General features: G+C 66.6%; 20 protein-coding genes. 16 read left to right on the forward strand and 4 right to left on the reverse strand.

Annotation, left to right across the window (positions count from 1 at the left end; all coding sequences use genetic code 11):
- The first annotated feature begins 48 nt into the window (after positions 1–48).
- Genes AC1M0F_RS16175 through guaA form a run of 3 tightly spaced genes read left to right on the forward strand, consistent with a single transcriptional unit; the run spans position 49 to position 2855 of the window.
- Positions 49–822, forward strand: coding sequence for an SURF1 family protein (locus AC1M0F_RS16175; RefSeq protein WP_480239287.1), 774 nt, complete (start codon positions 49–51; stop codon positions 820–822).
- Between the two features lie 4 nt (positions 823–826).
- A complete protein-coding gene (locus tag AC1M0F_RS16180; protein WP_480239288.1) occupies positions 827–1276 on the forward strand; it encodes a DUF3817 domain-containing protein in 450 nt (149 codons plus the stop codon).
- Positions 1272–2855 carry a glutamine-hydrolyzing GMP synthase gene (gene guaA / locus AC1M0F_RS16185; RefSeq protein ID WP_480239336.1) on the forward strand — a complete coding sequence of 528 codons (1584 nt, stop codon included), beginning with the start codon at positions 1272–1274 and terminating at the stop codon, positions 2853–2855. The genes AC1M0F_RS16180 and guaA overlap by 5 nt, the downstream gene beginning before the upstream one ends.
- Before the next feature lie 231 nt (positions 2856–3086).
- Here guaA and AC1M0F_RS16190 read toward each other — a convergent pair whose 3' ends face one another.
- Positions 3087–4037, reverse strand: coding sequence for an EamA family transporter (locus tag AC1M0F_RS16190; protein WP_480239289.1), 951 nt, complete (start codon positions 4035–4037; stop codon positions 3087–3089).
- Between the two features lie 104 nt (positions 4038–4141).
- Here AC1M0F_RS16190 and AC1M0F_RS16195 point away from each other — a divergent pair, with 104 nt between their 5' ends.
- Complete coding sequence (locus AC1M0F_RS16195) at positions 4142–4702, forward strand: CGNR zinc finger domain-containing protein (protein WP_480239290.1); 561 nt, start codon at positions 4142–4144, stop codon at positions 4700–4702.
- A gap of 8 nt (positions 4703–4710) precedes the next feature.
- Here AC1M0F_RS16195 and AC1M0F_RS16200 read toward each other — a convergent pair whose 3' ends face one another.
- Together AC1M0F_RS16200 and AC1M0F_RS16205 are read right to left on the reverse strand one after the other, a co-directional pair.
- Positions 4711–5367 carry a pentapeptide repeat-containing protein gene (locus tag AC1M0F_RS16200; protein WP_480239291.1) on the reverse strand — a complete coding sequence of 219 codons (657 nt, stop codon included), beginning with the start codon at positions 5365–5367 and terminating at the stop codon, positions 4711–4713.
- Between the two features lie 82 nt (positions 5368–5449).
- Positions 5450–6256: a Bax inhibitor-1/YccA family protein gene (locus AC1M0F_RS16205; protein ID WP_480239292.1), complete on the reverse strand. Its 807-nt coding sequence runs from the start codon at positions 6254–6256 to the stop codon at positions 5450–5452.
- A gap of 161 nt (positions 6257–6417) precedes the next feature.
- Here AC1M0F_RS16205 and AC1M0F_RS16210 point away from each other — a divergent pair, with 161 nt between their 5' ends.
- The 6 genes from AC1M0F_RS16210 to AC1M0F_RS16235 all read left to right on the forward strand — a co-directional run bounded on the left by AC1M0F_RS16210 (position 6418) and on the right by AC1M0F_RS16235 (position 14115).
- Complete coding sequence (locus AC1M0F_RS16210; RefSeq protein WP_480239293.1) at positions 6418–7443, forward strand: glycerophosphodiester phosphodiesterase family protein; 1026 nt, start codon at positions 6418–6420, stop codon at positions 7441–7443.
- Between the two features lie 34 nt (positions 7444–7477).
- Entirely contained in the window at positions 7478–9865 is a 2388-nt protein-coding gene (locus AC1M0F_RS16215; RefSeq protein ID WP_480239294.1) for an ATP-dependent helicase, read from the forward strand.
- Positions 9865–10287 carry an aspartate 1-decarboxylase gene (gene panD, locus AC1M0F_RS16220; RefSeq protein ID WP_480239295.1) on the forward strand — a complete coding sequence of 141 codons (423 nt, stop codon included), beginning with the start codon at positions 9865–9867 and terminating at the stop codon, positions 10285–10287. Before AC1M0F_RS16215 ends, panD begins: the two co-directional genes overlap by 1 nt.
- Positions 10288–10451: 164 nt before the next feature.
- A complete protein-coding gene (locus AC1M0F_RS16225) occupies positions 10452–11033 on the forward strand; it encodes a PadR family transcriptional regulator (RefSeq protein WP_480239296.1) in 582 nt (193 codons plus the stop codon).
- A gap of 37 nt (positions 11034–11070) precedes the next feature.
- Positions 11071–12771 carry an ABC1 kinase family protein gene (locus AC1M0F_RS16230; RefSeq protein ID WP_480239297.1) on the forward strand — a complete coding sequence of 567 codons (1701 nt, stop codon included), beginning with the start codon at positions 11071–11073 and terminating at the stop codon, positions 12769–12771.
- Between the two features lie 111 nt (positions 12772–12882).
- Positions 12883–14115, forward strand: coding sequence for a low temperature requirement protein A (locus AC1M0F_RS16235; RefSeq protein WP_480239298.1), 1233 nt, complete (start codon positions 12883–12885; stop codon positions 14113–14115).
- Here AC1M0F_RS16235 and AC1M0F_RS16240 read toward each other — a convergent pair.
- Positions 14079–14858, reverse strand: a complete 780-nt coding sequence (locus AC1M0F_RS16240; RefSeq protein ID WP_480239299.1) for an oxygenase MpaB family protein — start codon at positions 14856–14858, stop codon at positions 14079–14081. The two genes, AC1M0F_RS16235 and AC1M0F_RS16240, sit on opposite strands and share 37 nt — an antisense overlap.
- A 161-nt stretch (positions 14859–15019) precedes the next feature.
- On the opposite strand from AC1M0F_RS16240, the gene sucC reads away from it, so the two are divergent.
- The 6 genes from sucC to ddaH all read left to right on the forward strand — a co-directional run bounded on the left by sucC (position 15020) and on the right by ddaH (position 22026).
- Complete coding sequence (sucC, locus tag AC1M0F_RS16245) at positions 15020–16183, forward strand: ADP-forming succinate--CoA ligase subunit beta (RefSeq protein ID WP_480239300.1); 1164 nt, start codon at positions 15020–15022, stop codon at positions 16181–16183.
- A gap of 16 nt (positions 16184–16199) precedes the next feature.
- Complete coding sequence (sucD, locus tag AC1M0F_RS16250; protein ID WP_480239301.1) at positions 16200–17087, forward strand: succinate--CoA ligase subunit alpha; 888 nt, start codon at positions 16200–16202, stop codon at positions 17085–17087.
- Positions 17088–17178: 91 nt separating this feature from the next.
- Positions 17179–18456: a cell division protein PerM gene (locus tag AC1M0F_RS16255; RefSeq protein ID WP_480239302.1), complete on the forward strand. Its 1278-nt coding sequence runs from the start codon at positions 17179–17181 to the stop codon at positions 18454–18456.
- A gap of 55 nt (positions 18457–18511) precedes the next feature.
- Positions 18512–19126, forward strand: coding sequence for a phosphoribosylglycinamide formyltransferase (gene purN, locus AC1M0F_RS16260; protein WP_480239303.1), 615 nt, complete (start codon positions 18512–18514; stop codon positions 19124–19126).
- 4 nt (positions 19127–19130) lie between these two features.
- Positions 19131–20720, forward strand: coding sequence for a bifunctional phosphoribosylaminoimidazolecarboxamide formyltransferase/IMP cyclohydrolase (gene purH / locus AC1M0F_RS16265; protein ID WP_480239304.1), 1590 nt, complete (start codon positions 19131–19133; stop codon positions 20718–20720).
- Positions 20721–20814: 94 nt separating this feature from the next.
- A complete protein-coding gene (ddaH, locus tag AC1M0F_RS16270; protein WP_480239305.1) occupies positions 20815–22026 on the forward strand; it encodes a dimethylargininase in 1212 nt (403 codons plus the stop codon).
- Positions 22027–22148 lie beyond the last annotated feature (122 nt).

Raw genomic sequence — 22148 nt, forward strand, 5'->3', positions numbered from 1 at the left:
CCGACTCCTGAGAACGACGTCAGCACACCGGTGAGCCTCGTTCGCACGATGGTCCAACCGCGCTGGATCGCCATGCTCCTGCTCGCCCTGCTCGTGTCTGGAGCCTTCGCCTGGCTCGGGCAGTGGCAGCTCGAGCGAGCCGTCGTCTCCTCGGAGGCAGCCGAGACGCCCACCGAGAACGTCGTGGGTCTCGCCTCTGTGGCCACCCCGGGCGAACCACTCCGCGACAGTGTCGTCGGACAGCTCGTGGAGATCGACGGCAGCTGGGTGCCCGGCGACTTCCTGGTCATCAGTGAGCGTGTGAACCTCGGTACGACCGGGTATTGGGTGGCCGGGCACCTTGCTACAGGCTCGGCGCCGTCCGACCCCGCCGTCGCCGTCGCCGTCGGATGGGCAGCCGAACGGGAGACCGCTGAGAACGCGGCCGCCGCGCTCAACGCCGGCACCGACGCATCCGTCGTCACCGTCTCCGGACGTCTCAACGCCTCGCAGGCCCCTGAGGTTCCGGACGGGGACGACCCGTTCGAACAGACGACGATGAGCGTCGCCGCCCTCGTGAACATCTGGCCCGGCATGGAGGAGCGCCCGATCTACAACGGGTACATCGTCTCCGCGGATGCCCCTGACGGCCTGGAGGCGATCGACGCCCCCGCCGTCGAGCAGGAGACGACGGTCAACTGGCTCAACATCTTCTACGCCATCGAATGGGTGGTTTTCGCCGGCTTCGCCATCTTCCTCTGGTACCGGCTCGTGAAGGATTCCTGGGAGCGCGCGCAGGAGGAAGCCGACGCGCTCGGCGCCGGAAACGGGCCGGTAGAATAGGACCATGCCCCTGCAACCTCGAGAGAGTGATCTGCCGCGCATCCCCGGTGCGTTGACGTTCTACAAGATCTCCTCCATCGTCACCGGAACCCTGCTGCTGCTGCTCTGCGCCGAAATGCTGATGAAATACGCGTTCGGACTCGAACTCGAGCTCGGCGGCGCGTACGGCTTCCTCGCGTTTGTCCCGACGGACAGCGTGCAGGCCGTGAACCTGTCCCTCGGCATCCTCATGGTGCACGGATGGGGCTATGTGATCTACCTCTTCGCAGACTTCCGCATCTGGAGTCTCATGCGCTGGCCGTTCACACGGTTCCTTCTCATCGCGCTCGGCGGCATCATCCCGTTCCTGTCCTTCTTCCTCGAAGTCCGCGTGGCCCGTGAGGTGACGGCGTACCTCGCCGCCCGCACAGCCGCAGCAGACGCCACCCCCGACCCAGTGGAGGCATCCCATTAGCGAGCAGGCAACCAGCCAGCGCCCCGTCCTCGTCGTCGATTTCGGCGCCCAGTACGCCCAACTGATCGCACGGCGCGTGCGCGAGGCCGGTGTCTACTCCGAGATCGTCCCCCATTCGATCAGCGCCGCAGAGGTGGCTGAGAAGAACCCGGTGGGGATCGTTCTCTCCGGCGGTCCGTCAAGCGTGTACGAGGACGGCGCCCCTGCTCTCGACTCCGCCATCTTCGACCTCGAGGTGCCGACACTCGGCATCTGCTACGGCTTCCAGGTGATGGCTCGCGCCCTCGGCGGCGAAGTCGCCAACACCGGTCTCCGTGAGTACGGCTCGACGGATGCCGCCCTGTCGGTCGACGGGGGAGTGCTGCTCTCCGACCAGCCCACCGACCAGACGGTCTGGATGAGCCACGGCGACTCCGTCGCCAAGGCACCTGAGGGCTTCACCGTCCTCGCCTCGACGGCATCCACCCCGGTCGCCGCGTTCGGCAACGACGCCCGCCGGCTTTACGGTGTGCAGTGGCACCCCGAGGTGAAGCACTCCTCGTACGGCCAGGCCGTGATCGAGAACTTCCTCCACCGTGCCGCAGGGATCCCCGCCGACTGGAACTCCGGCAACGTCATCGCCGAGCAGGTGGAACGGATCCGCACCCAGATCGGCACCGGCAAGGTCATCTGCGGCCTCTCCGGAGGCGTCGACTCCGCCGTCGCGGCAGCCCTCGTGCACGAAGCGGTCGGCGACCAGCTGGTCTGCGTCTTCGTCGACCACGGTCTGCTCCGCCAGGACGAGCGCCGCCAGGTCGAAGAGGACTACGTCGCCGCCACCGGAGTTCGTCTCATCACCATCGACGCCCGCGAACAGTTCCTCAATGCCCTCGCCGGTGTCAGCGACCCGGAGCAGAAACGCAAGATCATCGGGCGGGAGTTCATCCGCACGTTCGAGAAGGCCCAGGCCGATCTCATCGCCGAGTCGCTCGAGGATGACGGAGACCCCATCGCCTTCCTCGTGCAGGGAACGCTGTACCCGGACGTCGTCGAATCCGGCGGCGGTTCAGGCACCGCGAACATCAAGAGCCACCACAATGTCGGCGGGCTCCCTGACGACCTGACCTTCGAACTCGTCGAACCGCTCCGCACCCTGTTCAAGGATGAGGTCCGCGCCATCGGCCGCGAGCTCGGCCTTCCCGAGGTCATCGTCGGCCGCCAGCCGTTCCCCGGCCCAGGCCTCGGCATCCGCATCGTCGGAGAAGTCACCGCCGAACGGCTCGACCTGCTGCGCAAGGCGGATGCCATCGCCCGTTTCGAACTGTCGGCCGCAGGCCTCGACAACGAGATCTGGCAGTGCCCCGTCGTTCTCCTCGCCGACGTCCGCTCCGTCGGGGTCCAGGGCGACGGACGCACGTACGGTCACCCGATCGTGCTCCGCCCCGTCAGCTCAGAGGATGCCATGACGGCGGACTGGACCCGGCTTCCCTACGACGTGCTCGCCAAGATCTCCAACCGCATCACCAACGAAGTCGACGGCGTCAACCGCGTCGTGCTCGACGTCACGTCGAAGCCGCCGGGAACGATTGAGTGGGAGTAGGGGTGGCGGCGGAAAGCCGATCATTTTCTCCTCAGCTCAAACAATGAGGATTCCAGGACCGGCTCGCTGAGCCGGTCCTGGTTCAGTTAATGAGCGGGTCCAGCCGTTGATGAGCCGGTCCTGGAATCCTCATAACTCGACACCCCGAAAACGATCGGCTTTCCGCCCGCGGCTGGAGTGGGTGCCAGGCAAGACACGGGATCGTGCTTCTGTCGAGCGCGCGCAGTCCTACTACGCGGGGGTGTAGGTGTCCGCTCGCACCATGATCACCCCGGCCAGGATGCCGAGGCCACCGAGCAGCTGCAGCGGGCCAGGCAGCTCTGCCAGCAGCAGCCAGGACGCCAGGACCGCGAAGACGACCTCCGAGAGACCGACGAACGACGCGATGCGGGTGCCGAGGCGCGACGTCGCGATGATCCCGGTGACATACGCCGCGACCGTCGATACCACCACGAGAACGACGAGAGGGACCAGCCAGGACATCTCGATGCCGAACATCCCCACATCCGCCGTCGCGAACGCCAGCGGGAGCAGCCCGATGACACCGCAGAGTGCGACGACGACGGTGCCGACGAGGAGGCCTCCGCCCGCGAGGACGAGGGGAGGCAGGTCGTCGCCCACCTTCGTGCCGAGCACGAAGTACGTCGCGAGCGACACCGCCGCGAGGAGGGCCCACGCAACGCCGAGCGGATGCACGGTCTGTTCGCCCGTGAGATCGAGTACCAGCACCATCCCGACGACGGCGACTACAGTGCCGCCGATGGTCAGGATGCCGGGGCGACGACGCGTCCTGGCCCAGACGAGGAGCACCAGGAGAACAGGCGCGAGGTACTCGATGAGCAGGGCGACGCCGACAGACATGTACGAGACGGCGTTGAAGAATCCGACCTGCGCGCCGGCGATCGCCACGAGTCCGTACAGTCCGACGGTGCGACCGTTCTGCTTCAGTGTGCCCCACCGTCCACGCATCAGGATGAGCGTCGGAACGAGGAGCACCACAGCGGCACCGGCGATCCGGACGAGGACCGCGGCCCCTGGGGACCAGCCGGACTCCATCAGGGATTTGGCGAACGGCCCGCTCAGGGCGAACATCAGCGCGGAGGCCAGGGCGACGAGGATCCCGGATGCCTGCCCTCGCGTCGCGGGCGCGACGGCATCCATTCGCGTGGTCTGTGTTGTCATGGGAGCTCCGCCCGCGGCCTCTCGAGGAAGCCGGATGTCGCGATGTCAGGAGTAAGATGGGGTTATGCTCATGACACTAGACCCGAAGCGCGTCAGGAGTCAACATGCTCTTTGCACATGACACGGAAGTGTCCCTGGCGACGACAGCAGCGCTCATCAACACGGTGCCAGGCGCGTCGCACAGCGGCGACGACGAGCTGTCGACGCCCGACCACCTGACGGAGTTCCTCGACCGGTTCGAGTTCACCGGGTCGCGCACGGGCGACGCCACCGAGCTGGAACAGATGCGTGCGCTCCGACCGCGGTTGCGCGAGTTGTGGACGCGGGATGACGACGGGGTCGTCGACCTCGTCAACGAACTGCTGCGCGAAGCCGACGCACTGCCGCAACTCGTCAGGCATGACAACTGGGACTGGCACCTTCACGCGACCCCCGCGTCTGCGCCAGTGTCGCAGCGGGCACAGGTGGAGGCCGCGATGGCCGTCATCGACCTCATCCGCGCCGGCGAACTCTCACGCCTGCACGAGTGTGCCGCAGAGGACTGCGACGCCGTCGTCGTCGACCTGTCGCGCAATCGGTCGCGCCGCTATTGCGACGTCGGGAACTGCGGCAACCGCGCCAACGTGGCGGCGTACCGGTCGAGGCAACGCTCGGCCCAGTCGTAGCTCTGGCCTCAGCCCTCGACGACGATGCCCAGCTGGGCGGCGAAGAGCGGTGCCAGCTCGGCGACCTGCATGTCATTCACTGTCGCCCCTGTGAGCCCCTCGAGTCCGTGTACGGCCCGGAAATCGAGGCCGCGCAGATCGACGTGCGCGAGGGTGGCGCGGGTGACGTCGAGTGTCTTCACCGTCGTCCCGGGGAACGCGACGCGGGTGGCGGTGACGCCGCCGAGATCGAGCTCGTCGATCGTGCAGTCCTCGAAGACCACGTCGGTCAGGCGTGCGCCTCGCAGGTTGACGTACCCGAGCTTGCACCCGCGGATCCGCACAGCGTTCCAGTCCGCGTCGAAGACCTCGACAGAGCCCACCCTCGAGCGTTCGAGGACGGTGTCACGCCAGGTCGACCGTGAGGCGCGCAGCACCGGGGCCCGGATTGCCGTGAGCACGGTCTCGATGAACCGGGCACTGCGCAGGTTCGCGTCATCGAGGTCGGTGTCGGAGACCGCGCATTCCCTGAGGGTGACGCCGGAGAGATCCGTGCCGCTGAGGTCCGCATCGGCGAACCGTTCGCCTTCGCGGTCGTCATCCGGTTCGAGGGATGCGGCGTCGCCGTCGGTCAGCGTGATCGCACGGAGGGTGTCGATTCGGGGCGGGTGGGTTCGGGGTTTCACGGTGGTCCTCGGTGTCGGGCGGACAGAAGAAAACCCCCGCCGCACCGGGAGACCGGGCGGCGGGGGTTCGATGCGTGATCGTCTAGTCGCGCGCGATGGCGAGCATGCGGAGGATCTCGAGGTACAGCCAGATGACGGTGACCATGATGCCGAATGCTCCCGACCAGCCGTACTTGCGCGGGGCCTTGTTCTGCACGCCCTTCTGGATGAAGTCGAAGTCCAGGACGAGTGAGTATGCACCCATGATGATGCAGAGCACACCGAGGATGACACCGAGCGGGATACCGAAGATCAACGTGCTTCCGAGGCCGAACGGCTGGTTGATGACACCGAACATCGACAGGCCGACGTTGATGAGCGAGAAGACGAGGTACCCGACCATGGCGACCAGGAAGATCTTCGTGGCCTTCTTCGACGCGCGGATTTTGCCGCTCGCGAACAGGGCGAGGGTCACGCCGACGACGGTCAGCGTCGCGAGAACGGCCTGGATGACGATGCCGGGCTCGGTCTGCTCGAAGATGTATGAGATTCCGCCGACGAAGACACCCTGTGCCGCCGCGTAGGCGAGGATCAGGGGAGCGGACGGCTCCTTCTTGAAGATGTTGACCATCGCGAGGATGAAGCCGATGATGGCGGCGCCGAAGACGAGGCCGGGCATCGTGGCACCGACGAACCATCCGGCGATGGCGCCGACGACGAGAACGCCGAATGCGACGGCGCTCTTCATCACCGTGTCTTCGACGGTCATCCGGTCAGCCTGCTGGATGCCCGCTGCCGGACGGTTGTACATGTCCTGCAGTTCGGTCGCGCTGGCCGTCTTCACGGCGACTGCCGCCGCGTTCGGCCGCGTGAAAGCCGGGTTGTTGAACGCCGGGTTGTTCATTGCCATGTCTGTGTCGTTCCTTCTCAGTCGTGACGGCTGGAATGTGATCGGCCCGCTGAGCGGAACCTGCGTCCAATCTAGCGGTCTTTGCTGTGAAACACCGAGGATTCAGCGTCCATTCCCGGCCCGTTCCCTGCATCCGGATTCCCGCGAACTAGGCTCGGATCATGACACCGTCCCGGCCGGCCAGACCCCTCATCATCGGTCATCGCGGCGCGCCCGGGTATCGCCCCGAGCACACCAGGTCGTCGTACGAACTCGCCTTCGCCCTCGGTGCGGACGCCGTCGAGCCCGACATCGTCGCAACGAAGGACGGCGTTCTCGTGCTGCGCCACGAGAACGAGATCTCTGGCACCACCGACGTCGCCATCCGGCCCGAGTTCTCCGCCCTCCGGACGACGAAGAACGTCGACGGGCGCGAGCTCACCGGCTGGTTCACCGAGGACTTCACCTGGCAGGAGCTGTCGACTCTGCGTTCGAAGGAACGGATCCCCGACCTGCGACGTTCGAGCGCGAGTTTCGACGGGACCTCTGGCGTCCTCCGGCTGCGTGACCTGATCGACATCATCGATGCGGCTTCGGAGCAGAGCGGTCGCCGGCTCGGCATGGTCGCCGAGATCAAGCACGCGACGTACTTCGAGCAGGCGGGCCTTCCGCTCGACGCGCTGTTGGCATCCGAACTGGCCGGAACGCGTTTCGCCGACGGGGCGGGGCTGTTCGTCGAAGCATTCGAGCAGACCGTCCTGGCGAAGCTCGCCGCTCGCGGGCTTCCCGCGAGCTACGTCTATCTGATCGAGAAGAAGGGCCGGCCGTTCGACCAGGTGGCCGCGCTCGGTAAATCGGCTCCCCGGTACGCGGACACGCTCACCGACACAGGGCTGGACGCGCTCGCCGCAGGGAAGGACGGATTCCGGGTCGACGGGATCAGCGTCGACAAATCCCTGCTGTTCGCGGCTGACGGAGGGACCAACGATCTCGTCGCCCGCGCCCACCGGCGCGGTCTGGCCGTCTACACCTGGACCCTCCGGCCAGAGAACGCCTTTCTCTCGAAATCGTTCCGTGGCATCGGGCAGCCCGCGGAGCACGGCGACTGGCAGGGCGAGTTCGGGCAGATCCTCGCCTCGGGCGTCGACGGCGTCTTCTGCGACCACCCCGATTTCGGTGTCGCGGCCAGGGACGCGTTCACCGGCTGAGAATGTCAGACTCCCGGCCTAAACTGGGAGAGATATGGCGAGCACTCCTACCCCAGACACCCACTCCGCGACACCGGTCATCATGGACGGCCGGCACTCAGCCGCCATCCCAGGGAACGACGGGGGCTCCCGACCCGGCGGCAGTCGTTTGCTCGACGGACTCAACCCGCAGCAGCGCCAGGCGGTCGAATACCGCGGCCAGGCGCTCCTGATCGTCGCAGGCGCCGGGTCGGGCAAGACGAGCGTGCTCACCAGGCGCATCGCTAGCCTGCTCGAGAACCGTGAGGCGTGGCCGAGCCAGATCCTCGCCATCACGTTCACAAACAAGGCGGCGGCCGAGATGCGTGACCGGGTCCGTGCCCTCGTCGGCCAGGCGGCAGAGGGAATGTGGATCTCCACCTTCCACTCCGCGTGCGTGCGCATCCTCCGCCGTGAAGCCGAGAACTTCGGTTTCACGAAGAACTTCACCATCTACGACTCTTCAGACTCACGCGTGCTGATCAAGCGCATCATCAAGGAGCAGGGGGCAGACGTCCTCGGGTTCACCCCGTCCAATGTCTCCGCGAAGATCTCCAAGCTGAAGAACGAACTTGCCGACGTCGACAGCTACGCCAGGAACGCCAACACGGAAGACCCGAACGAAGCAGCTTTCGTGCAGATCTTCCGGGCATACACTCGCGCACTCACAGCGGCCAACGCGTTCGACTTCGACGACCTCATCGGCCAGACCGTGTATCTGTTCCGTGCGTTCCCGCAGGTCGCCGCCGCGTACCGCACGCGGTTCACCCACGTGCTCGTCGATGAGTACCAGGACACGAACCATGCACAGTACGCGCTCATCCGTGAGCTGACGCGTCCGCCGACCGTCGACGACGACGCGCTCATCGCGACGGGGAACGGTGCGTCGCTCACGGTCGTCGGCGACTCCGACCAGTCGATCTACGCGTTCCGTGGCGCCGACATCCGCAACATCGTCGAATTCGAGCGTGACTTCCCCGGCGCGAAAGTGATTCTGCTCGAGCAGAACTACCGCTCCACCCAGAACATCCTCACCGCGGCAAACTCCGTCATCGCGAACAACTTCGATCGCAAGGACAAGAAGCTCTGGACGGCAGTGGGGGACGGCGAGAAGATCGTCGGTTACACCGGTTACTCCGGGCACGACGAGGCTCAGTTCGTCGCGGACGAGATCGAGAAACTGCACTCGGCCGGCATGGCATACAGCGACGTCGCCGTTTTCTACCGGACCAACTCGCAGACACGTGCGCTCGAAGAGATTTTCATCCGGTCGGCGCTGCCGTACCGGATCATGGGCGGAACGAAGTTCTACGAACGAGCCGAGGTGAAGGATGCCATGGCGTACCTCGTCTCCGTGGCGAACCCCGCAGACATGCTCGCCCTCCGTCGCATCCTCAACACGCCGAAGAGGGGGATCGGCCCCGCCACCGAGACCGCACTCTTCAGCTTCGCGGAAGACAACGGACTGAGTTTCCGCGAGGCGATGCGAGAGGCGACCGCGCTCGGGCTCGGGCCGAAGGTGACGAACGCCATCCTCTCGCTCTCCGCGCTGCTCGACGAGGGCGAGAAGCTCGTCGCAGAAGGAAAGGTCGCCGAGGTCCTCAGCCTCCTCGTCACGAAGAGCGGCCTCATCGAGGCGCTTCGCGCCTCACGCGATCCCCAGGACGAAGCACGTGCCGAGAACATCGAAGAGCTCGTCGCCGTCGCGAAGGACTTCGAACGCAACAACCCTGACGGCGAACTCGTCGACTTCCTCACCGAGGTGTCACTCGTCGCGGCAACCGACGATCTCGACGACGCCAGCGGCACTGTTTCGCTGATGACCCTGCACACGGCGAAGGGCCTCGAGTACGACGCCGTGTTCCTCACCGGCATCGAGGAAGACCTGCTGCCGCACCGGATGTCCGCCTCCGAACCCGGTGGCCCTGCCGAGGAACGCCGCCTGTTCTACGTCGGCATCACCCGCGCCCGCAAACGTCTTTACCTCTCACTCGCGATGACGCGAGCGCAATACGGCGAGACCGCGGTCGCGATGCCGAGCCGGTATCTCCAGGAGATCCCCGCCGAACTCATCGAGTGGCGTCAGTCGCCTGGCATGGCGAACTCGCGCGGGGGCACCCAGCCCAGGGCGCTCAACGCGAACAGAGGAAGGTGGTCGGGCGGCGAACTCGGCAACAAGCCGCTCACCGAGAAACGCGACTGGCCCAACCGGATCACCAACCAGGTCCGCGACAACGGCAACCTCGAACTGGCCTCAGGCGACCGCATCCGACACACCGACTTCGGCGAGGGGCGAGTGCAGACCGTGACAGGCGAAGGGGCGAAGCGCATCGCGCACGTCGCGTTCGACGGCGCCGGGTTCAAGAAGCTCCTCATCAAGATCGCCCCGATCGAGAAGATCTGATGCTCCGCACCATGTTCACCGGCAAGATCCACCGGGCGAGGGTCACCCACGCCGACCTGCACTACGTCGGCTCCGTCACCGTCGACCTCGACCTGCTCGACGCCGCCGACATCCTGCCGGGGGAACTCGTCTCCATCGTCGACGTCACGAACGGCAGCCGGCTGGAGACCTACACGATCGCGGGGGAGCGGGGAAGCGGAGTGATCGGGATCAACGGTGCGGCCGCGCACCTCGTCGACATCGGGGACACCGTCATCCTCATCTCGTACGGGCAGATGACGACGGAGGAGGCGCTGGCGTTCGTCCCGAACGTCGTCCACGTCGATTCTGCCAATCGCATCGTCGCGCTCGGGACGGACCCGGCGGAGGCAGTGGTCGGCGGCGTGGAATCCCCACCGCACTCCATGTCGCTCCAGGCGTAGCTCCGAGAGCGGGGCGGGATGCCATCCACCCACGCAGCGAAGATGCTCTCCGACGCCGGGTCGCTGCCTTGGAGTCTGCTCGGAATCTTCCCTCGGAGCGCGTGGGCGATATATCGTTGAGTATCGCTCAGCCCAGACCGGGTGACGGCGCGGAGGAGGTCATCATGAGTAATTCGAACATGGGCGATTGGTTCGGCGGCGGCGCCGGTGGCACCCGCGGTCCAGGGCAGGGCTGGCCGATGACGGGTCTGTGGGAAGCGATGGAGCAGCTCCGGGGGCAGTTCGAACACAAGGTCGGCGGCACCAGGATGGGCCGCGGCGACGTACGCACTGCGGTGCTCGCCCTTCTGGCCGAGAAGCCGATGCACGGTTACCAGATCATCCAGCAGATCGAGGAACGAAGCGGCGGAAGCTGGAAGCCGAGTCCAGGATCGGTGTATCCGACGCTCCAGCTGCTCGCCGACGAAGGTCTGATCAAGGCTGAGGAGTCCAACGGCCGCAAGACATACTCGCTCACAGAGGAAGGGCGCGAGGTCGCGGATGCCGCAGCCGGGAAGGCCGCACCGTGGGAGGGTTCAGGCACGAGTGACAGCGGTCGCTCGAGCGCGCTGCCGAAGGCCGGCATCGACCTCGCCCAGGCCGTCGCGCAGGTCGGGCGCTCAGGCAGCCCTGAGCAGGTGAAGGAGGCCATCGCCGTCCTCGAGGACGCGCGCCGTAAGCTCTTCTCCATTCTCGCTCAGGACTAGCCGCGTACCCGCCGCACGTCGGCGTCAAGGAGATTCGATGACCGACGCCGGTAGGCTGCGTGCCCGGTACCGCAGGATCACGCGGTTCGCCGCGCGCTACCTCGTCCAGACGTGGTGGTTCGAGTTGTTCCTTCCCCGGATCGGTCTCGGCGGACTCGCCGCGCGGGGCAGGGCGGCGCGACTGCAGCGCATCGCACAGCGCTTCCACGCGCTCGCCGTCGAACTCGGTGGACTCATGATCAAGGTCGGACAATTCATGTCGTCGCGCCTCGACGTGCTGCCGCCCGAGATCACGAAGGAACTCGAGGGGCTGCAGGATGAGGTCCCGCCCGTGCCGTTCGACGCCATCCGGGCTCTCGCCGAGGCAGAGCTCGGCGTCCCGCTCGAACGTGCGTACTCGTTCGTCGACCCGGTGCCTCTGGCGGCGGCATCGCTTGGCCAGGCGCACCGGGCGACGCTGGCGGATGCCGATGCCCAGGACACCGGACTGCGCGATGTCGTGGTCAAGATCCAGAGGCCGGGCATCGACCTGATCGTCGACGTCGACCTGCGGGCGCTCCGCCGTGTCGGGGGCTGGCTGAGCCGCATCCGGCTCGTCTCCGACCGCGTCGACGCCCCGTCCCTCGTCGAAGAGTTCGCAACGACGAGCCGCGAGGAGATCGACTACCTGCACGAGGCGGCGAACGCCGAGCGCTTCGCGGAGGTCTTCGCCGGCGACTCGCGGGTCAGCGTTCCCGAGATCGTCTGGGAGCGCACGACCAGGCGCGTGCTGACGCTGCAGGATGTCACTGCGATCAAGATCAACGACCTCGACGGTCTGAGGGCCGCGGGAATCGACCCCGCCGAGGTCGCGATCGACTTCGCATCCGTCATGTTCGACCAGCTCTTCACGGACGGGTTCTTCCACGCGGACCCGCACCCGGGCAACATCTTCGTGACACCTCACCGCGAGACCGGCGACAGCGAGCCAGACATGCGCGCGTGGCACTTCACCTTCATCGATTTCGGGATGATGGGCGAGGTGCCCCCAGGACTCCGGAAGGGCCTGCGCAGGGTGCTCATCGCTGCGGCGTCGCGTGACGGAAAGGGCATGGTGGACGGCATCCGCGACGTCGGCGTTCTGCTGCCGTCCGCGGACACCGCCGAGCTCGAACGGGCGATGACCACGCTGTTCGCTCGATTCGGCGGCATGGGCTTCGCCGAGCTCGCTGAGGTGGATCCGCGCGAGTTCCGGGCGTTCGCGATCGAGTTCGGCGACGTCGTGCGCTCGCTCCCGTTCCAGTTCCCCGAGAACTTCCTGCTCGTCATCCGTGCGATGTCCCTGGTGTCTGGAATGTGCAGTTCGCTCAACCCCGCTTTCAACATCTGGGATGCCGTCGAACCGTACGCCGGTCAGCTGATCCGCCAGGAAAGCGGCAACGTCGTCCAGTCGTTCGCACAGCAGGCCGTTTCGGTCGCCGGCACGGTCGCCCGGCTCCCGCAGCGACTCGACGAGCTCACCACGCGGATCGACGAGGGCCGGTTCTCGGTACAGAATCCCCGACTCGAGCGGCGCATCGGCAGCCTCGAACGCACGACCCGACGGGTGATCTCCGCGATCCTGTTCGCCACGCTCTTCCTCGGCGGCATCATTCTGCGTGCCGACGACGCCGTCTTCGGCACGGTGCTGATGGCGATCTCCGTCCTGCCACTGCTGCACGCCCTGTTCGCAGGGTGGGTCAGCCGCCGCGTGCCCTGAACATCGACGCCGCCAACGGGTCAGCTCATTCGATGTGACCGGCCGGTTCCCGGCGTGGCCGCTTCGCGGGTGGCAGGATGACAGCGGGTGCACGACGATCTGGAGACGGACATGAATTCTTCGAAGCGGGAACCCGGCAGCCTGCTGCGTCCGACCGAAGGCGCCGACGCACACCGCGTCACCTACGTCGAGCTCTTCTTCGACCTCGTCTTCGTCTTCGCGGTCACGCAGATCTCGCATTCCCTGATCGACCACCCCGATCTCGTCACCCTTCTCCAGACCCTGATTCTCATCGCTGCGGTCTGGCGGGTGTGGGTCGATACGACGTGGGTGACCAACTGGCTCAACCCGGAGAATCCCCGCGTGCGCGGCATGCTTTTCGTGCTGATGCTGCTGGGCGTACTGATGTCGAGTGCCATTCCGGACGCGTTCGGTGAGCACGCCATCCTGTTCGCGGCCAGCCTGGTCACGCTTCAGCTTGGCCGGAGCGTCTTCGCGGCGATCGCCTTCCGAAGGTCACGTCCGGAGAACGCCAGAAACTTCGTGCGCATCGCGATCTGGAATGTCGGCACCGGCCTGCTGTGGCTGGGTGGAGCCTTCATGTCGGAAGAGACGCGGTTGTGGATCTGGGCTGTAGCCATTGTCATTGCGATGATCGGTCCCCGGGTACGGTTCCATGTTCCGGGTCTCGGACGCTCCGACGCCGAGACGTGGAACGTCTCGGGTGAGCACTTCGCCGAACGGGTGAGCCTGTTCCTCATCATCGTGCTCGGAGAGTCGATTCTCGTCACCGGCCGGTCCTTCGCCGAAAGCACGCTCAGCCCGCTGGACATGCTCTCGTTCCTGGCCGCCTTCACGAGCACCGTGCTGATGTGGTTGCTTTACTTCAACCACAGCCAGGAGGGTGGACGCGACTTCATCAGCGAGGCCGAGAAACCAGGACTTGTCGCGCAGGTGGCATACACCTACATTCCGCTACTACTCGTGGTCGGCATTCTGCTGACCGCGGTGGCCGACGAGATGGTTCTTGCCCATCCCCTGGGTGGCGCTGGCGGGGATGCAGTCGAACGGTGGACGGCCGGTCTCATCTGCGGCTCGAGCACGGTCTACCTGATCGGCAACTTCCTGTTCAAGCGTGCCGTCGGCCTGCCGTGGCAGTTCTCCCACCTCGTCGGCGCGGGCGCGCTGGCTCTGCTCTTCTTCACCTTCTCCACCGTTTCCCCACTGACGCTCAGCTGGATCGCGAACCTGATCCTCGCGGCAGTTGTCGCCGCCGACCACGTCAGCCACCGGCGCCGGACGCGCAATCAGCCGCCCGTGGAGGCGCGGAACCGCCCCAGGTAGAACCGCACAGGCAGGTGACGGATGCCTCGGGGGATCTTCGGCCAGACGAAACGGGCGACACGGATCATCCGGTCGAACCGTCTGCGCTGCTTCGGCGTCCAGACGAAGCCGTACGGGCGGCGGAGGCGGGGAGGCAGCAGCCCGGCTGTCGCCAGGCGAACGACAGGAAGAAGGGCGCGCACCCACACCGGTGCCGAGCGAGCCGTGAGGAGTTGCCAGCACACGGCCCGTGCCGCAGGTGTCACCTGGAGTTCCTCGACGTGGTCGTCGAACCAGGCCCGGAACGAAGCACGGTCCTCCGGCCAGAGCTCCGCAGGCATCTGCAATGCCGTTCCGATGATCGAATACTCCGCATACAGTTCGTCGGCCGCCGCATCGTCGAGCGGGCCATAGATGAGCTCATGCACCCGCGTGGCCGTGTCGTAGAGCGTCGCTGCGACCCAGAGTTGCAGGTGAGGGTCGAATGCGGAGTATGGCGGGGCATCCGCTGACCCGTCCCCGCTCACCGGCGCGTGGGCCCGATTGACACGCCGCGCCACCAGGTCCTTCTCGGCGTCGGTGCCGTACACCTGGGTGTAGACGAAGGTCAGTGTGGCGTGGAGCCTGTCGAGGGGTCGAGACGAGAAATCACTGTGCGCAGCGACGCCTGCGCCGACCGCCGGCTCAGCGATCTGCAGCAGAATCGCCCGCCCGCCACCCGCGATGAGGACGGCGTCGCCGGCCATATCGCGGAGAGTGCTCACCCGGGCAACTGTAGTCCAGCGGATTCTGCGGCGTGCTCACGCTCTTCCGCAACGAAGTAGAGTGGAACCGGCCAAAATTCTCTCGGCATCGAGATACCCTCACGCCGGGACCGCCACCCAACGCGAACATCAGCAATGCACTCAGCGGAACGGAAACCCACGTGGATCTTTACGAATACCAGGCACGAGACCTGTTCGAAAAATACGAGGTCCCGGTGCTGCCGGGTATCGTCGCGGAAACGCCGGAGGAGGTGCGCGCGGCAGCTGAGAAGCTCGGCGGCGTCGTCGTCGTCAAGGCCCAGGTGAAGGTCGGAGGCCGCGGCAAGGCCGGCGGCGTCAAGGTCGCCAAGACCCCCGACGAGGCATACGAGGCAGCGAAGGCCATCCTCGGCCTCGACATCAAGGGCCACGTCGTCAAGCGCGTCATGGTCGCAGGCGGCGCACGCATCGCCCAGGAGTTCTACTTCTCGGTCCTCCTCGACCGGGCCAACCGGTCCTACCTGTCGCTCACAAGCGTCGAGGGCGGTATGGAGATCGAGGTTCTCGCAGTCGAGAAGCCTGAAGCCCTCGCGCGGATCGAGGTCAACCCGCTCGACGGCATCGACGCCGCCAAGGCGCGTGAGATCGCTGTCGCCGCGAACTTCCCGGCAGAACTCGTCGACAAGGTCGCCGACGTCTTCGTCAAGCTGTACAACGTCTACAAGAGCGAAGACGCGACTCTCGTCGAGGTCAACCCGCTCGTTCTCACCGAGGAAGGCGACATCGTCGCCCTCGACGGCAAGGTCTCGCTCGACGAGAACGCCGGATTCCGCCACGCATCGCACGCGAAGCTCGAGGACAAGGACGCCGCAGACCCGCTCGAGGCCAAGGCCAAGCAGGCCGACCTCAACTACGTCAAGCTCGACGGTGAAGTCGGCGTCATCGGCAACGGCGCAGGACTCGTCATGTCGACGCTCGATGTCGTCGCGTACGCCGGTGAGAACCACGGCGGCGTGAAGCCGGCCAACTTCCTCGACATCGGAGGCGGAGCATCCGCTGAGGTCATGGCAGCCGGCCTCGACGTCATTCTCGGCGACCCGCAGGTGAAGAGCGTCTTCGTCAATGTCTTCGGAGGCATCACCGCCTGCGACGCAGTCGCGAAGGGCATCGTCGGCGCACTCGCCGAGCTCGGCTCAGCCGCGAACAAGCCCCTCGTCGTCCGCCTCGACGGCAACAACGTCGAAGAAGGCCGACGCATCCTCAACGAGGCCAACCACCCGCTGGTCACCCTCGCCGCAACCATGGACGAAGGCGCCGACAAGGCCGCCGAGCTGGCTTCGAAGTAAAAGGACGAACGAAAAAATGTCAATTTTCCTCAACAAGGATTCCAAGGTCATCGTCCAGGGCATCACCGGCGGTGAAGGCACCAAGCACACGGCGCTGATGCTCAAGGCCGGCACCAACGTCGTCGGCGGAGTGAACGCACGCAAGGCCGGCACCACCGTGTTGCACGGTGACGTCGAACTGCCCGTCTTCGGTACCGTCGCTGAGGCCATCGAGAAGACCGGCGCAGACGTGTCGATCGCGTTCGTCCCCCCTGCCTTCACCAAGGACGCCGTCATCGAGGCCATCGACGCCGAGATCCCGCTGCTCGTCATCATCACCGAGGGTGTCCCTGTCGGCGACTCGGCCGAGTTCTGGGCGTACGCACAGAAGAAGGGCAACACGACCAGGATCATCGGTCCGAACTGCCCAGGCATCATCACGCCAGGTGAGGCCCTCGTCGGCATCACCCCGGCCAACATCACGGGCAAGGGTCCGATCGGCCTCGTCTCGAAGTCAGGCACCCTGACCTACCAGATGATGTACGAACTGCGCGAGATCGGCTTCTCAACGGCCATCGGCATCGGTGGAGACCCCATCATCGGAACGACGCACATCGACGCGCTCGCCGCATTCGAAGCCGACCCCGAGACGAAGGCCATCGTGATGATCGGTGAGATCGGCGGAGACGCAGAGGAGCGCGCAGCCGACTACATCAAGGCTCACGTCACGAAGCCCGTCGTCGGTTACGTCGCCGGCTTCACAGCACCCGAGGGCAAGACCATGGGCCACGCCGGCGCCATCGTCTCTGGCTCTGCGGGAACCGCAGCGGCCAAGCAGGAGGCCCTCGAGGCCGCGGGAGTCAAGGTCGGCAAGACGCCGAGCGAGGCAGCCCGGCTCATGCGGGAGATCATCGCCGGACTGTAGGTCAGGCAACACAGAAGGGCGGCAGGAAACTGCCGCCCTTCGTCGTGTTCCGGCCGGGCACCACCGGCATGCCAGCTAAACTTCGAGTCGAATGAACCGTACAACGCTCGCCATGCTCGCCGCGCTCGAGGCCCTCATCACTGTGGCCATCGGCATCGGCATCTCACTCGTCCCGCTCACCCTGCTCTGGGCCGTCGAATACGGGTTCTCCGTCGACTGGTTCGTGTTCTGGCGGGGTGCCGTCGACATCTGGCTCCTCGGGAACGGCGTCGACATCCGGGTCGTGCTTCCCTCGGCCGTCGTGGCCGGTACAGGCCTCCCTGCGGCTGCTGAGCCGTTCTTCCTGACGATCGCGCCGCTCGCCCTGACGGCGTTCACCGTCGTCATGGGTGCGCGAGCGGGCGTCAGGTCCGTCGCGACGCGCTACTGGCAGAGCGCCGTCCTCGCCGGGCTGGTCACCGTCGTCCTCCTCGGCGGTCTCGCCGCCTTCAGCGCCCTCGACGAGGTCTTGCGGCCGTCGATCGTCCAGTCGCTCCTGTTGCCCGGTCTGGTCTATGGCGTCGGCCTGACGATCGGGGTGGTCAGAGGGTGGCACCGGATGCCGGGGGGTCAGGGCGGGCGAATCGGACGTCTCGTGTCGCGCATCCGGGAACGCCTCGACGAGCGCTTCGACCGGTTCGATCGTGCCGTGTTCTCCGCTGCCGTCCGCGGCGGGTTCGCGGCCGTCACCGGAATCATCGCGGTGTCCGCCGTATTTCTCGGTCTGCTCCTCCTCGTCAACTTCGGACTCGTGACCAGCCTCTACCAGGGCGCCCAGCTCGGCGTCACCGGCGGTGCAGCCACGACTCTCGCGCAGATCGCCTTCGTTCCCAACCTCGTCGTGTGGACCGCATCGTGGCTGGTCGGCCCGGGCTTCGCGCTCGGGGCCGGGAGTGCGATCTCCCCCGTGAACACGATCGTCGGACCCGTGCCTGGGCTCCCCATCCTCGGCGCAGTGCCCAGCGGAGACTTCGCCTTCGGATTCCTCGGACTCCTCGTCCCCGTGCTCATCGGGTTCTTTGCGGCCACGCTCGTCAGGCCCCGGCTGGTCAGCGCTCTCAGCGGGCGTCCGCTGGTCGGGAGGCTGCTCCTCGCGGCTGTCGGGATCGGAGTTGTTGCCGGAGTCCTGCTCGGCCTGCTGGCCTGGATCTCCGGAGGCGCGATCGGGCCTGGCCGCCTGGTGCAGGTGGGCCCAAACCCCTGGCTGGTGGCAGCTTTCGCCGCAGCCGAGGTGACGATCGCCGCCGCGATCGGCATGGCATCCGGTTCCACTCACACGTCACACGCTGAACCGGTGCCGTCGATGCGAGCCTCCGACCGCGTGCGGTGAGGCGTCGCTCGGACATCTGGCAGCCCGATCGCGCGGTCACCGGTAGAATTGCCGCGTGCTGAATATCGTCGTGCTGATCTCGGGCACGGGGTCCAACCTCCGTGCGCTCCTCGAAGCCTCTGCCGACGCTGAGTATCCGGCCAGGGTCGTCGCCGTCGGCGCGGACCGCGCAGCGACGGGCCTCGCACACGCAGAGGAGTTCGGCATCCCCTCATTCGTCGTCCCATACAGCTCATACGAGTCGAGGGACGCGTGGGGCGCCGCCCTCCTCGAGCAGATCGCGGTCTGGAGCCCCGACCTCGTCGTCCTCAGCGGGCTCATGCGCCTGCTCCCGCCGAACGTCGTCGGCGCCCTCGCGCCCAACCTCATCAACACCCACCCGGCCTACCTCCCCGAGTTCCCCGGCGCCCACGGTGTCCGCGACGCCATCCGCGCCGGCGTCGAGCAGACCGGGGCATCGATCATCGTCGTCGACGACGGAGTCGACCAGGGCCCGATCATCGTTCAGGAACGCGTCCCGGTCCTCCCGGGCGACACCGAGCACGAACTGCACGAACGCATCAAACCCGTCGAACGCCGGCTGCTCGTGCAGACCGTCCTCGACATCGCCAACGGCCTCGACCTCAGCGCGCTGTCGACCCGACGCCTTCCCGCCTCAATCAAGGAGTAACACCATGGCAGGCCCCAGCCACGACAAGAGCCTCTACCGGGAACGCGACCTCGTCCCGATCAGGCGTGCACTGATCTCGGTCAGCGACAAGACCGGCCTTCTCGACCTCGCCAGGGCGCTTGCCGGCGCCGGCGTGGAGATCGTCTCCACCGGCTCGACCGCGCAGACGATCCGCAACGCGGGCTTCGACGTCGTCGACGTGGCAAACGTGACCGGATTCCCCGAATCGCTCGACGGGCGCGTCAAGACGCTGCACCCGTCCGTCCACGCCGGGCTCCTCGCCGACCTCAGGCTCGCGTCGCACGAGCAGCAGCTCGATGACCTCGGCGTCGAGCCGTTCCAGCTCGTCGTCGTCAACCTGTACCCGTTCGTCGAGACCGTCGCCAGCGGCGCCGAGAACGACGACGTGGTCGAGCAGATCGACATCGGCGGCCCCGCGATGGTGCGAGCCGCCGCGAAGAACCACCCGAACGTCGCCATCGTCGTGTCACCGGCGAGCTACGGGGAGGTCATCGACGCCCTGAACTCCGGCGGAACCACACTCACACAGCGCCGCGACCTCGCCGCGCGTGCCTTCTCCCACACCGCCGCGTACGACACAGCAGTCGCCGGCTGGTTCACCGACACCGCCGAGGGCTTCGGTGCGTCCCTGACGATCCAGGCCGAACTGGCCCACGTGCTCCGGTACGGCGAGAACTCGCACCAGGAAGCAGCGCTCTACCTGCGTTCGGGTGGGCAGGGCATCGCCCAGGCGACGCAGCTCAACGGTAAGGAGATGAGTTACAACAACTTCGTCGACGCCGACGCCGCCGTGCGTGCCGCTTACGACTTCTCCGAGCCGGCCGTCGCGATCATCAAACACGCCAACCCGTGCGGCATCGCTGTCGCCGCCCCGAAGGCCCCAGACGCCATCGCTTCGGCGCACAGCCGTGCCCACGCGTGTGACCCCGTCTCGGCCTTCGGCGGAGTGATCGCAGCCAACCGGATGGTCACCCTCAAGATGGCTGAGACCATCAGGGAGATCTTCACCGAGGTCCTCGTCGCCCCCGGCTTCGATGAGGACGCACTCGATGTCCTCCGCACCAAGAAGAACCTGCGCCTGCTTCAGCTGCCGGAGGGTTTCACCCCCGAACCTCTCGAGGCCAAGCAGGTCTCCGGCGGCATCCTGGTGCAGCAGGCGGACCGATTCCCGCGTGAGGCCGTCAGCTCCACCTGGACGCTCGCAGCCGGTGAACCGGCAGACGCCGAGACGCTCGCCGACCTCTCCTTCGCCTGGAAGGCCTGCCGTTCGGTCAAGTCGAACGCCATCCTGCTCGCCAGCCACGGGGCATCCGTGGGAGTCGGGATGGGTCAGGTCAACCGGGTCGATTCCTGCCAGCTCGCGGTCACCCGCGCAGGCGACCGCGCAGCCGGATCCGTTGCGGCATCCGACGCCTTCTTCCCGTTCGCCGACGGGCTGCAGGTGCTCCTCGACGCCGGCGTCCGTGCGGTCGTGCAGCCGGGTGGCTCCGTACGCGACCCCGAGGTCATCGCTGCCGCGCAGGCGGCCGGCGTGACCATGTACTTCACCGGGGAACGCCACTTCTTCCACTGAGTCGCCGATGAGGGGGCTCTGAAACCGCTCCACGTCACGCAGGGGGAGTCGCACGCGCACGGTGCGGCTCCCCCTGGGAGATAGGCTCTGCAGCATGACTGTTTCGTGGGGCCGCCGGCTCGTTTCCTCAATCCTGGCCGCTCTGACCGTCGCGGTCGTCACCCACGCGGCGAGCGTCTTCCTCTTCTACGTCGCGCAGCAGTACCAGGCGGCGGTGATCGGCCAGGTCAGCGACTTCTACTTCCTGTCGAGCGTCTTCACCGTGCTCCTGCTGTTCGTCTTCGCCCTCATCGGCGGCCTGGTCCGCTGGTACACGGCACTCGCGGCAGGACTGTTCACCGGGATCGTCGCCTGCCTGATCGGCTCAGGAATCACGATCATGGCCGCGGGCTCAGCCCTCGATGCCGAGGCGATCACCTACCTGTGGAGCTCGTTCCTCACCATCAACGGCGTCTACGTCATCGTCGTCACCATTCTTGCCGCGACCATCGGTCGCTCCGTGTACAACCGTTCGCTCGCCTTCCGCACGGCGCCGCACGCCACTGACCGCCGCATCGCGCTGGTCAGGATGCCTGCAGGCAACCTCGCAGACGGCCAGCTCACCCACCTGGAACGCGCCGAGGTCGACACCGAACTCGCTGACACGCAGTGGGACGGCTATGTCGCGGCACTCGTCGAGAACGGCTGGGCGACCAGCGAGGTCGCGTTCGCCGACACACTGGCCGACTCCGTCTTCGTCGAAGACACCCTCGTCCTGCTCGGCGACACCGCCGTCGTCGCCCGCGCGGGGACGGACAGCCGCCGCGAAGAGGCCGAGGCCGCTGAAGACGCCGCTCGGGACCTGGGACTGCGCATCGAACGGATCATGAGCCCCGGCACCCTCGAGGGTGGCGACGTGCTGAAGGTCGGATCGACCGTGTACGTCGGCCGGTCCAGCCGGACCAACGCCGACGGCATCCGCCAGCTCCGCGCCATCGCCGCGCCTCTCGGCTACACCGTCGTCGTCGTTCCTGTGACGAAGGCACTGCACCTCAAGAGCAGCGTGACCGCCCTCCCGGACGGAACGATCCTCGGCCACGCCGACCTCGTCGACGACCCGGCCTTCTTCCCGCACTTCCTGGCCGTCCCCGAGCGCGAGGGCGTCGCCGTCGTCGTGCTGGCCGACGACACCGTGCTGCTCTCCGCCGCCGCACCCGCGACCGCAGCGCTGCTCGAGGATCGCGGCTACACCGTCGTTCCCGTCGACATCAGCGAATTCGAGAAGCTCGAGGGTTGCGTCACCTGCCTCTCGGTCCGGGTGCGCTGACCCGGAAAAAAGTTCTTGCCCAACCGGCTGGCTTGGGCATAGGGTGAAAGGCTGTCGCGGTTCCGGTCCTGCCGGTTCGCGGGGCAGTGGAGTGACGCAGAACCGGTTGAGGAGGACTGTCA

The sequence above is a fragment of the Mycetocola sp. Y719 genome, assembly GCF_056713205.1.

Coding starts and splice junctions, on each gene's coding strand:
- AC1M0F_RS16175 (WP_480239287.1), top strand. CDS start 49: ATGGTCCAACCGCGCTGGATCGCCATGCTCCTGCTCGCCCTGCTCGTG.
- AC1M0F_RS16180 (WP_480239288.1), top strand. CDS start 827: ATGCCCCTGCAACCTCGAGAGAGTGATCTGCCGCGCATCCCCGGTGCG.
- AC1M0F_RS16190 (WP_480239289.1), bottom strand. CDS start 4,037: ATGACAACACAGACCACGCGAATGGATGCCGTCGCGCCCGCGACGCGA.
- AC1M0F_RS16195 (WP_480239290.1), top strand. CDS start 4,142: ATGCTCTTTGCACATGACACGGAAGTGTCCCTGGCGACGACAGCAGCG.
- AC1M0F_RS16205 (WP_480239292.1), bottom strand. CDS start 6,256: ATGGCAATGAACAACCCGGCGTTCAACAACCCGGCTTTCACGCGGCCG.
- AC1M0F_RS16210 (WP_480239293.1), top strand. CDS start 6,418: ATGACACCGTCCCGGCCGGCCAGACCCCTCATCATCGGTCATCGCGGC.
- AC1M0F_RS16215 (WP_480239294.1), top strand. CDS start 7,478: ATGGCGAGCACTCCTACCCCAGACACCCACTCCGCGACACCGGTCATC.
- panD (WP_480239295.1), top strand. CDS start 9,865: ATGCTCCGCACCATGTTCACCGGCAAGATCCACCGGGCGAGGGTCACC.
- AC1M0F_RS16225 (WP_480239296.1), top strand. CDS start 10,452: ATGAGTAATTCGAACATGGGCGATTGGTTCGGCGGCGGCGCCGGTGGC.
- AC1M0F_RS16230 (WP_480239297.1), top strand. CDS start 11,071: ATGACCGACGCCGGTAGGCTGCGTGCCCGGTACCGCAGGATCACGCGG.
- AC1M0F_RS16235 (WP_480239298.1), top strand. CDS start 12,883: ATGAATTCTTCGAAGCGGGAACCCGGCAGCCTGCTGCGTCCGACCGAA.
- sucD (WP_480239301.1), top strand. CDS start 16,200: ATGTCAATTTTCCTCAACAAGGATTCCAAGGTCATCGTCCAGGGCATC.
- AC1M0F_RS16255 (WP_480239302.1), top strand. CDS start 17,179: ATGAACCGTACAACGCTCGCCATGCTCGCCGCGCTCGAGGCCCTCATC.
- purH (WP_480239304.1), top strand. CDS start 19,131: ATGGCAGGCCCCAGCCACGACAAGAGCCTCTACCGGGAACGCGACCTC.
- ddaH (WP_480239305.1), top strand. CDS start 20,815: ATGACTGTTTCGTGGGGCCGCCGGCTCGTTTCCTCAATCCTGGCCGCT.